Origin of the sequence: Kribbella albertanoniae, from assembly GCF_004348455.1 — a bacterium.
Lineage (GTDB): Bacteria > Actinomycetota > Actinomycetes > Propionibacteriales > Kribbellaceae > Kribbella > Kribbella albertanoniae.
The window spans coordinates 22,099-32,713 of record NZ_SMKA01000070.1; the positions used below are offsets into that span (position 1 = coordinate 22,099).

Genomic DNA, 10,615 nt, shown 5'->3' on the forward strand with positions numbered 1-10,615 from the left:
ACGGAACCTGCTGTTCACACATTGGACCTTCCGGCGGACCTGTGCGGGTGTGAGAATCCGCGACATGTCTGCCCAAACTCGACCACGGCGCCGCCTGGGCGCCCTGGTCATCACATCAGCTCTTATCGCCTCCGGCGCGGCCCTCATCGCCGCGGCTCCGGCGGGCGCCGCGTCCGCCTCGGTGGTCATCACCGAGGTGTACGGCGGTGGCGGCAACAGCGGGGCGCCGTACACGAACGACTTCATCGAGCTGACCAACAACAGCTCCGCCCCGGTCGACCTGACCGGCTGGACGATCCAGTACGCCTCTGCGGCCGGCACCTCGTGGGCCAACAAGATCACGCTGACCGGCTCGATCGCTCCCGGTGCCGTCTACCTCGCCCAGGGCGCATCCGGCGGTACCAACGGGCAGCCCCTGCCGACGCCGGACGCCACCGGCGGCGTGAACATGTCCGCCGCCTCCGGCAAGGTCGCACTGGTCTCGTCGGACACCAGCCTGACTTGCGCGACCGGCTGCGCCACCGCGCCCGGCGTGATCGACTTCGTCGGGTACGGCGCGGCCAACGACTTCGAGACCGCCGCTGCGCCCGGCACCTCCAACACCACCTCGGTCGCCCGCAAGGTGCCGACCACCGTCGCCGACAACAACGGCACCGAGTTCGCCGCCGGCGCACCGACGCCGAAGGCACTCACCACGACTCCCCCGGACCCGGATCCGGTCGACGCCAAGATCCACGACATCCAGGGTGCCGCGCACCTGTCGCCGATGGTCGGCAAGCTCGTTGGCAACGTGACCGGCGTGGTCGTCGCGAAGAGCGGTAACGGTTTCTGGTTCCAGGACCCGCAGGCGGACGACAACCCGGCGACCAGCGAGGGCCTGTTCGTCTTCACCGGCTCCGCGCCGACCGTCGCCGTGGGTGACGCGCTGAGCGTGCAGGGCACGGTGACCGAGTTCCGGCCGGGTGGCTCCGGCGGTACGACGAACCTCACCACGACCGAGCTGACGCAGCCGAAGATCACGGTCACCGGGACGGCCGCCGTACCGGCTCCGACGCTGGTCGGCCCGGGTGGGCGGGTACCGCCGTCGACTGTGATCGACAACGACTCGTCCGGTGATGTGGAGACCACCGGGACGTTCGATCCGGCCGAGGACGGCTTGGACTTCTGGGAGTCGCTCGAGGGCATGTGGACCGGCATCACCGCGCCTGAGGTGACCGGGCCGCCGACTTCCTTCCGCGAACTGCCCGTCGTACCGGCCGGGTCCGGCGTGCGGTCCGTCCGTGGCGGGATCGTGTTGCAGAAGACCGACAGCAACCCCGAGCGGATTCTGCTGGACGACCTGCTGACGCCGATTCCGGACGCCAAGACCGGTGACAAGCTGACCGGGACGGTGGCGGGTGTCGTCGACTACGCGTTCGGCAACTTCAAGCTGCTGCCGACCACGCCGCCGACCGTGATCGACGGCGGTGTGAAGCGCGAGACGACCAAGGCGTCCTCGCCGCTGCAGGTGTCGGTCGCGACCTTCAACGTGGAGAACCTGGACCCGTCCGACGGTGCAGCCAAGTTCGACGGGCTGGGGCAGGCCGTGGTCAAGAACCTCGCGTCGCCCGACATCATCGGGCTGGAAGAGGTTCAGGACAATGACGGGGCGGCCAACTCCGGTACGACGGCCTCCAACGTGACCCTGGATCTGCTGACCGCGGCGATCGTGAAGGCGGGCGGCCCGAAGTACGCCTACCGCCAGATCGACCCGGTGAACAACGCCGAGGGCGGTGAACCGGGTGGCAACATCCGGGTCGCGTTCCTCTACCGCACCGACAAGCCGGTCAGGTTCGTCGACCGGGCCGGCGGCGGTTCGACGGTCGCGACCACGATCACCACCGACCGGTGGGGCCGGCCGCACCTGAGCGCCTCCCCCGGCCGGATCGACCCGGCCAACCCCGCCTGGGCCTCGACCCGCGTCCCGCTGGCGGGCGAGTTCACCTGGCACGGGCAGAGCCTGTTCGTCGTCGTCAACCACTTCAGCTCCAAGGGCGGCGACAACCCGCTCTGGGGCCGGTTCCAGCCGCCGGTGCAGTCGAGCGCGGTCAAGCGGCACCAGCAGGCGCAGTCCGTCCGTGGCTTCGTCGACCAGATCCTGGCCAAGGACACCGGCGCGAACGTGATCGTGCTCGGTGACATCAACGACTTCGACTTCGCCGAGACCACGGACATCCTGGTCGGGTCGGGCAAGACGGCGCTGATCGACATGCCCCGGACCGTGCCGGTGAAGGAGCGCTACAGCTACGTGTTCGAGGGCAACAGCCAGATCCTCGACCAGATCCTGATCTCGCAGAACCTGCGGCCGGCCTCGTCGTACGACATCGTGCACATGAACGCCGAGTTCCCGGACCAGATCAGCGACCACGACCCCCAGGTGGTGCGGGTGATTCCGCTGCCTTCCTGGGTGCGCTGATTGCCGGAGTCTTACATGTCGGCGCCTGGACGGGATTTTCCTTGTCCGGGCGCCGATACTGGTGAAGTGACTGATTCGACCAAGCAGTACGCCGTAGCGAAGTCCGACGCGGAGTGGAAGGCGCAGCTGTCCCCCGCGGAGTTCCAGGTGCTGCGCAAGGCCGGGACGGAGCGACCCTTCACCGGCGAGTACACCGACACCAAGACCATCGGTGTCTACAAGTGCCGAGCCTGTGACGCGGAGTTGTTCCGCAGTGAGACCAAGTTCGACTCGCACTGCGGCTGGCCGTCGTTCTTCGCGCCGCTGGCCGAGGACCGGGTCGAGTACATCGAGGACACCGCCCTCGGGATGAAGCGCGTCGAGGTCCGCTGCGCGAACTGTGGCTCGCACCTCGGCCACGTGTTCGAAGGCGAGGGCTACGGTACGCCCACCGACCTCCGGTACTGCATCAACAGCGTCAGCCTGGCACTGCAGCCGGAGTAGTACCTCCAGCACCATTAGACTGCGGCTGTGCTGGATGTCCTGGGTGCTGAGCAGGCGTGGGAGGTGCCGGGGGCCTGGTTGACGGCCGTCCGGCGGAGGTTGCACGGCTGGGGACAGGACCCGCGGTCCCTGCGGCCGGTGCGGCCGGATGCGTTCGCGGGGTTCGCGAAGGGGACGCCGGCCGCGGTCTGGTTCACCCACCAGGTCGCTCCGCTGCTCGCGGGCTGGATCCCGGTACTCCACGGCGAGTACGCCGATCTTGGTGCCGAGCTGACTCGCGAGTTCCAGCGGCCGACGTACCGGATCGGTGGTGCCGCACACATCGTGCGGGTCGCGCCGACGGACTGGCCGCTGCAGGTGATCGCGGGTGCGCAGGGGTTCCGCGAGCCCAACCGGCGGCACGCAGTCGAGGTGTCCCGGGACGTGGTCGCGATGTTTGTCGACGCGCCCCCGCTGGCCGCGCGCGCTAAGGCGCTGACCGACGCGTTCGACCGAGTCCTCGCGGATCGCGAGGCGATCCATCTGCACACCTCGGCGGATTATCAGGCGATCGTGCAGTACTGGCGGACTTCTGCGCTCACGGACGCTGAGCGCGTCGTACTGCCGGAGCTGTCCGGCCCGAACGCCGCGCTGCGCTACTCGCTCAACTCGCTGCGGGACGCGCACGCGAAGCTGCTGATGACGATCCCGGACGAGTACGCCGGCGACTTCGCGCAACTGATGGCCGGGATGATCCTCGCCGGGCAGCTCACCAACCTTCCGCCCGCGGTCGCGCAGATTCTCGGTCCGGCGGCGCAGGACGTCGAGAAGGCCTTCGCCTCGGCACGCACTGGCTTCAAGCCGCAGACCTGGCTGACGGCCAACACCGAGTGGCTGGCGCGCGCCGTACGGCATGATCAGCGCGCGGCTGCTCGCACGTGGGCCGCCGCCGCGACCCGCGTCTCGATGCATCTGTCCGGCGCTCTCGGGGATGCGCCGTGGCCGGATCCGCAGATCCCTGATCTGGACGCGCTCTTCCGGCTGCTTGATCGAGACCGCCGGCCGGTGGCCGCGGTCGAGCAGGCCGAGACCTCGCTCTCGTCAGCGTGGGACAACGCCCAGTCGACCACGCCGGCGGCGAAGGCGAAGCCTGCTGAGCTGGGGCCGGTCGACTACACCAACGACCCGCTCGCCGAGCTCGACTCGCTGGTCGGCCTGGAGTCGGTGAAGGACTCGGTCCGCAAGATGGTGGCCGAGGTGAAGACCAACCTGCGCCGCCAGGAGCTCGGCCTGCCGAGCCACGAGCGGGCCCGGCACATGGTCTTCGTCGGCAAACCCGGTACGGCGAAGACGACGATCGCGCGGCTGCTGAGCCGCATCTACCACCAGCTCGGCGTACTGGAGAAGGGTCACGTGGTCGAGGTCGACCGCTCCGACCTGGTCGGCTCCAGCACCGGTACGACGGCGCCGATGACCGCGGAGAAGTTCCGGGACGCGATCGGTGGCGTGCTGTTCGTCGACGAGGCCTACACGCTGGTGCCGGAGAACAGCCCCGGTGACTACGGGCTGGAGGCGATCGCGACGATCCTGAAGCTGATGGAGGACCATCGCAACGACTGCATCGTGATCGTGGCCGGGTACCACCGCGAGATGCAGCGGTTCATGGAGTCGAACACCGGTCTGGCGTCGCGGTTCCCGAAGCTGCTGTCGTTCGCCGAGTACGACACCAACCAGCTGGTCGCGATCTTCGAGCTGCAGGCCCGGTACAAGGGGATGACCTACAGCGACGACGTCCTGGACGTGGTCCGGTCGATCATTCCGCCGTCACCGCGTGGGCACAACTTCGGCAACGGCCGCTTCATCCGGAACGTCCTCGAGGAAGCGATCTCCAACCAGGCCACCCGATTGTCCGCCCGCGATCCCGACTCCCTCACCGAGAAGGACCTCCGCGAGCTACTCCCCGAAGACGTCCGCCCGCCGATGTCCATGCGCGCCGAGGACTACCTCTTCCAAAAACCCGGCACTTAAATGGGGGTGGCGAGGGCGACCGGGTTGCCTTCGGGGTCGGCGAGGTAGGCCTGGCGTTCGCCCCAGGGCATGGTGGCGGGCTCCTGGAGGACCGGATGACCGGCCGCTCGGAACACGGCCACCTCGGCTTCGACATCGTCGACGTACACGAAGAGTTCGAAGCGTGGCGCCGTACCGACGGTGATGCCGAGCTGGGCCTCGGGCCAGCTCGTGTCGGCGATGCCCAGTGAAGATTCGCCGCGCTCGAGACCGACGTAGTGCGGGTCGCCCTCGAGCGGGAACTGGTACGTCATCTCGTAGCCGAGCAGCGCGTAGAACTCGACCGATCGCCGGACATTGCTCACGTAGAGCACCGGGAACGCCTTGCGGTGCATGTCAGGCCAGGTTGGCGATCAGCTCGCCCAGCTCGGTCCGCTTGCCGGTGTAGAACGGCACTTCCTCACGCACGTGCCGACGGGCGGTGGATGCGCGCAGGTCGCGCATCAGGTCGACCATCCGGTGCAGCTCGTCGGCCTCGAAGGCCAGCATCCACTCGTAGTCGCCGAGCGCGAACGAGGCGACCGTGTTGGCCCGCACGTCCGGGTAGCCGCGGGCCATCTTGCCGTGCTCGGCGAGCATGAAGCGGCGCTCCTCGTCGGGGAGCAGGTACCACTCGTAGGAGCGGACGAACGGATACACGCAGACGTACGCGCGCGGCTCTTCGTCGGCGAGGAAGGCCGGGATGTGGCTCTTGTTGAACTCGGCCGGCCGGTGCAGGGCCAGCTGGGACCAGACCGGCGCGAGGTGCCGGCCGAGCCGCGACCGGCGCAGCGCGTGGTACGCCTTCTGCAACGCATCCGAGGTCGGAGCGTGCCACCAGACCAGGAAGTCGGCGTCGGCGCGGAAGCCCTCGACGTCGTAGATCCCGCGGATGACCACGTCGTCGGCCGCGAGCTTGCCGACCAGCTCGGACAGCTCCGCGGTCAGCTCGTCGCGGTCCGCATCACCGAGCGGGGTCTCGACTTTGAAGACCGACCACATGGTGTAGCGGATCACATTGTTCAGCTCGCGCGCCTTCGGCTTGTCCGTCACGGGACCATTCTCTCCAATGAATCGGTGAAACCACGCACCCGGGTGGCCGCTCTCACACCCGAGGCCACGCAGGCCGCGATCCCGACACCCCGGTACGCCGCTCCTGCGACCGCCAGCCCGGGGATCTCGGCCACGGCCGCTTCGACCCGGTCGACGCGGTCAAGGTGACCGACGGCGTACTGCGGAAGGCCGCCGCCCCAGCGGGTGACGATCGAGCCGATGATCGGTCCGCGGAGGCCGATCGCCTGCTGCAGATCGGACGCGGCCAGCTGGACGAGCTCCTCGTCGGACCGCTGCAGCACGTACTCCTCGCCGAGCCGGCCGACCGAGGTCCGCAGTACGGCGAGCTCTCCGCCGGCGTCGTTCGACCACTGCCACTTGGCGTGTGAGTACGTCGAGGCCTTGATGGTCCGCTCCTCGACCGAGGGGACCAGGAAGCCGGAACCGGTCGCGTCGGCGGGCCAGTCGTCCTTGCGGACCGCGAGCGTGACGATCGCCATACTCGCGTACTCGATCGCGGCCAGCTCGGTCGATGCCGTCGGCACCAACTCGGCCAGCATCCGGCTCGCAGGCGCGGCCGGGGTCGCGACGATCACCGCATCGGCGGTCAGGTACGTCGGCGCCGGTACCGGGCCTGCTTCCAGCTCGAACCCGTCCGGGGTCCGGGTGATCCGCCGTACGGCGAGTTGTCGTTGGATCACCACGCCCCGGGCGAGCAGGTCCTGCTCCAGCGCGGTGATCAGCCGGTTCACGCCGCCCACGATCCCGGCGAACACAGGCTGACCGGCACGCTGCTGCCCGGCCTCCCGCAGCTCGGCCGTGGCGGCGAGCAGGCTCGGTGCCGTCCGGAGCTTCGCGTACAGGTCCGTTACGGCGGCGGCCAGCGAGATCTCGTTTGCCTTGCCCGCGTACACGCCGCCGAGCAGCGGATCGATCAGCTTGTCCGTCACCGCGGAACCCATGCGCTCGGCAACGAACCGCCCGATCGCGACATCCTCTTCCAGCGCCGGCGGCGGCAACTCCGCCTCCCGAGCGACCTCTGCCGCAGCCGCATCCCCCAGTACATCGGCCGCGGCGGCCGGATCGACCGGCACACCCATCACCGTCGGAGGGATCGCCCGGATCCGACCACCGACCCACAACCCCGCCGAGGTCGTCGCCGGATGCACCACGTCATCCCCGAGCCCAACAGCCTCGATCAGCTCAAGTGCCTCAGGCCGCCGAGCCAGCACCGACTCAGCCCCCAGATCAACCGGCACACCCTCGATGTCGGCGCCCGCGAGCTTCCCACCCAGCCGTGGCGACCCTTCGAGCACGGTGATCTGCGGCGGGTTCGGACCAGTCGCCAACGCATGCGCAGCCGCCAGCCCACTAATCCCGCCACCCACCACAACAACCCGAGTCACAAACCCTCCAAGCTCAACTCGTACGCCACCTGTGGTCTCTCACCGGTAGTTGTCGCCACCAGTTCAAACCCCGCCCGCTCCAACACGGTCCACGAGGCGACATTGACCTGTGCCGCTCCGGCAGTCAGCCGGCGCAGTCCGTACTCCTTCGCCGCGATCCGCACGATCGCGCGTACGGCGGCCGTCGCCAGGCCGCGCCCGGTGACGCGCTCGGCGAGGCGGTAGCCGAGCTCGGCCGACCCGTTCTCGACGTCGATCAGGTTCACTCGGCCGACCACTGCGCCAGCCGGCTCGACGAGCACGTGGAAGTGGCAGATGCCTTCCGCCTGCTCTGCGAGGCGTGCGTGCAGGATCTCCGTGAAGTGCGCGAAGAACTCGTCACCGCGGTCGGCGATCGAGGCGGCGAAGTACTTGCGGTTGTCCCGTTCGAAGGCGAGCAGGGCGTCGGCGTGATCGGCGGTCAGTCGCTCGAGAGTGACACCGTGCTCAGGCAGCAGCACGGGCCGACTTCGTCTGTACGTGCTTGACGATCCGGTTCAGCACCTCTGGATCAGCATCCGGCGGTACCCCGTGACCGAGGTTGAAGATGTGCCCGGGCGCCGCCTGCCCCTCCACCAGAATCCGGTCGATCTCCGCCTCCAGCACCTCCCAGCCCGCGTGCAGCAGGGCCGGATCGAGGTTCCCCTGCACCGGCTTCCCGCCAATTCGCCGTACCGCCTCGTCGAGCGGCACCCGCCAGTCCGCCCCGACCACGTCGGCGCCGGCGGCACTCATCAGCCCGAGAAGCTCACCGGTATTCACTCCGAAGTGGATCTTCGGTACGTCGTACGCGGACAGCGCCTCGAACACCTTCGCCGAGTGCGGCTGCACGAACCGCTCGTAGTCGCGCGGCGACAACCCGCCAGCCCACGAGTCGAACAGCTGGATCGCCGAGGCACCCGCCTCGACCTGCACAGTCAGATACGCGATCGCGACGTCGGCGAGGCGGTCGGCCAGCGCGTGCCACAGCTTCGGGTCGCTGTGCATCAGCGCCTTCGTCTTGGCGTGGTCCTTGCTCGGCCCGCCCTCGACCAGGTACGACGCCACCGTGAACGGAGCGCCCGCGAACCCGATCAGCGGCGTCTCCCCCAGCCGCGTCACCAGCTCCTGCACCGACTCCGTGATGTACGGCACGTCGGCCGGCGTCACCGGGCGGACCGCATCCACACCGGCCAGATCCCGGATCGGGTCCGCGACCACCGGCCCGACGCCGGGCTTGATCTCCACCCCGAACCCGGTCGCCTTCAACGGCGTCACGATGTCCGAGTAGAAGATCGCCGCGTCGACGCCGTAACGGCGTACCGGTTGCAGCGTTATCTCGACGACGAGGTCAGGACGCATACACGACTCGAGCATCGTGGTCCCCTCCCGGACCGCGCGGTACTCGGGCAGCGAGCGGCCGGCCTGGCGCATGAACCACACCGGAGTGTGCGGGCCGGGCTCACCACGGGCGGCGAGCAAGAAGGGGGAACGGGCAAGCGTCGAAGGCACCTCACGATGATCCCACGCTGGACCGAACGGCTTTTCCGGACCCGACTGGTTCCGGTTTCCGTCCGGCTGCGCTTCCTTACCGGCGCGTCTAAACAGGCGTCGGAGCGTAATCAGTCGTAGGCTGCGAAGCATGGGTGCCCGCAAGCAGGTCGACGCGCCACCCGCGGAGTTTGCCGAGGCCGTGACGCAGTTGCGCGGCGCCCGGTTCCGGCCAGAAGTGTTCGTCGAGGAGATGCCTGCACCGCAGCGGATCGCTCCGCACGCGGCCGCGGTCAGCGCCGATGTGACGATCGACGGTGACGATGTCGCCACCGGTCGGCTCGTCGTCCTCTACGATCCGGCCGGTAACGACGCCTGGCAGTCGACCTTCCGCTGTGTCGCGTATGTGCGCGCTGCCGTCGAACCGGAAATGGTGACGGACGCGCTGCTCGGTGGCGTGGGCTGGACCTGGCTGATGGAGGCGCTAGCGGACCGGGGTGCGGAGTACCTGGCCCCGAGCGGTACCGTCACCCGCGTGGTATCGGAGAGCTTCGGCGGCATGGCCGACGACGACGCGACGGCGGAGATCGAGATCCGTGCGTCCTGGAGCCCTGTGCCCGGACCCGGTGGACTGGTGGACGTGACCAAGCACGCCGAGGCGTGGGGCGAGACACTCTGTACGGCGGCCGGACTGCCGCCGGTTCCGCCGGGGGTGGTCGCGATGCCGACCCGGCGTGGACAGCGGGGCCGATGAGCCAGGCCGACTCCCAGCAACAGCCCGTCACCGAAGAGCAGCCACCGGAACTGCCGCTCCTCGAACTCCGCGACGGCCTGTCCGACGTCGTCGACACCGACCCCGCACTGACCGAAGTCATCGAGGCCTTCCGGGCCGGCAGCGGCTCGGTCGCCGTCGATGCCGAGCGCGCCTCTGGCTACCGCTATTCACACCGTGCGTACCTGGTGCAGCTACGCCGTGTGGGCTCCGGTTCCGCACTGGTCGACCCGATCCCGTTCGGTGATCTGTCCGCGCTCGGTGACGCGATCATCGACGCGGAGTGGATCATTCACGCCGCCAACCAGGATCTGGCCTGCCTCGCCGAGGTCGGCATGATCCCGCGCAAGGTCTTCGACACCGAGCTGGCCGGTCGCCTGCTCGGCTACCCGAAGGTCGGTCTGGCCTCACTCGTCAGCGAGGTCCTCGGCTACCGGATGCGCAAGGAGCACTCCGCGGCCGACTGGTCGACCCGACCGCTCCCCGCGCCCTGGCTCGTGTACGCCGCCTTGGACGTCGAGATGCTGATCGAGCTCCGCGACGCCATCGAGGCCGAGCTGCGCCGCGAAGGCAAGTGGGAGTGGGCCGAGCAGGAGTTCGCCGCGATCCTGTCCGCGCCACCCCGCGAGCCGAAGCCCGATCCCTGGCGCCGGACCTCGGGGATGCACCGGGTTCGCAATCGCCGCAGCCTGGCCGTCGTACGGGCGTTGTGGGAGGCCCGCGACCAGATCGCCTCGTCCGCCGACATCTCCCCCGGCCGGATCCTGCCGGACGCGGCGATCGTCGAGGCCGCCGCCGCGATGCCCGCCGACCGCGACACCCTGCAGAAGCTCACCGCGTTCAAGGGCCGCGGCGCTCACCGCCACATGCGCACCTGGTGGGAGGCGATCGACCACGCCCGCCACCTCCCGG

The 10,615-nt window shown here is 69.1% G+C and carries 10 protein-coding genes; 5 read left to right on the top strand and 5 right to left on the bottom strand.

What is annotated here, in order from left to right; all coding sequences use genetic code 11:
- Positions 1–64 precede the first annotated feature (64 nt).
- The 3 genes from E1261_RS17555 (at position 65) to E1261_RS17565 (ending at position 4,945) form a co-directional block, all read left to right on the top strand.
- On the top strand, positions 65–2,455 hold the full coding sequence (locus E1261_RS17555) for a lamin tail domain-containing protein (RefSeq protein ID WP_132407944.1): 2,391 nt from the start codon (positions 65–67) through the stop codon (positions 2,453–2,455).
- Positions 2,456–2,521: 66 nt separating this feature from the next.
- Entirely contained in the window at positions 2,522–2,938 is a 417-nt protein-coding gene (gene msrB, locus E1261_RS17560; protein ID WP_132407945.1) for a peptide-methionine (R)-S-oxide reductase MsrB, read from the top strand.
- A 27-nt stretch (positions 2,939–2,965) separates the two neighbouring features.
- Complete coding sequence (locus E1261_RS17565; RefSeq protein ID WP_132407946.1) at positions 2,966–4,945, top strand: AAA family ATPase; 1,980 nt, start codon at positions 2,966–2,968, stop codon at positions 4,943–4,945.
- On the opposite strand, the gene E1261_RS17570 is transcribed toward E1261_RS17565, so the two are convergent.
- The 5 genes from E1261_RS17570 to hemE are packed head-to-tail and all read right to left on the bottom strand — an operon-like array spanning position 4,942 to position 8,952.
- Complete coding sequence (locus tag E1261_RS17570; RefSeq protein WP_132407947.1) at positions 4,942–5,319, bottom strand: VOC family protein; 378 nt, start codon at positions 5,317–5,319, stop codon at positions 4,942–4,944. The two genes, E1261_RS17565 and E1261_RS17570, sit on opposite strands and share 4 nt — an antisense overlap.
- A gap of 1 nt (position 5,320) precedes the next feature.
- The gene (gene hemQ / locus E1261_RS17575; protein ID WP_132407948.1) at positions 5,321–6,016 is read right to left on the bottom strand and encodes a hydrogen peroxide-dependent heme synthase; all 696 of its coding nucleotides are present in this window, start codon (positions 6,014–6,016) and stop codon (positions 5,321–5,323) included.
- Positions 6,013–7,422, bottom strand: coding sequence for a protoporphyrinogen oxidase (gene hemG, locus E1261_RS17580; protein WP_132407949.1), 1,410 nt, complete (start codon positions 7,420–7,422; stop codon positions 6,013–6,015). The genes hemQ and hemG overlap by 4 nt, the downstream gene beginning before the upstream one ends.
- The gene (locus tag E1261_RS17585; RefSeq protein WP_238176277.1) at positions 7,419–7,922 is read right to left on the bottom strand and encodes a GNAT family N-acetyltransferase; all 504 of its coding nucleotides are present in this window, start codon (positions 7,920–7,922) and stop codon (positions 7,419–7,421) included. The genes hemG and E1261_RS17585 overlap by 4 nt, the downstream gene beginning before the upstream one ends.
- Positions 7,909–8,952, bottom strand: a complete 1,044-nt coding sequence (gene hemE, locus E1261_RS17590) for a uroporphyrinogen decarboxylase (protein ID WP_238176278.1) — start codon at positions 8,950–8,952, stop codon at positions 7,909–7,911. Before hemE ends, E1261_RS17585 begins: the two co-directional genes overlap by 14 nt.
- 130 nt (positions 8,953–9,082) lie before the next feature.
- Between hemE and E1261_RS17595 the strand changes: the two genes are divergently transcribed.
- Entirely contained in the window at positions 9,083–9,685 is a 603-nt protein-coding gene (locus E1261_RS17595; protein WP_132407951.1) for a DUF3000 domain-containing protein, read from the top strand.
- On the top strand, positions 9,682–10,615 hold a 934-nt coding region (locus tag E1261_RS17600), incomplete at its 3' end, for an HRDC domain-containing protein (protein ID WP_132407952.1). The genes E1261_RS17595 and E1261_RS17600, both read left to right, overlap by 4 nt.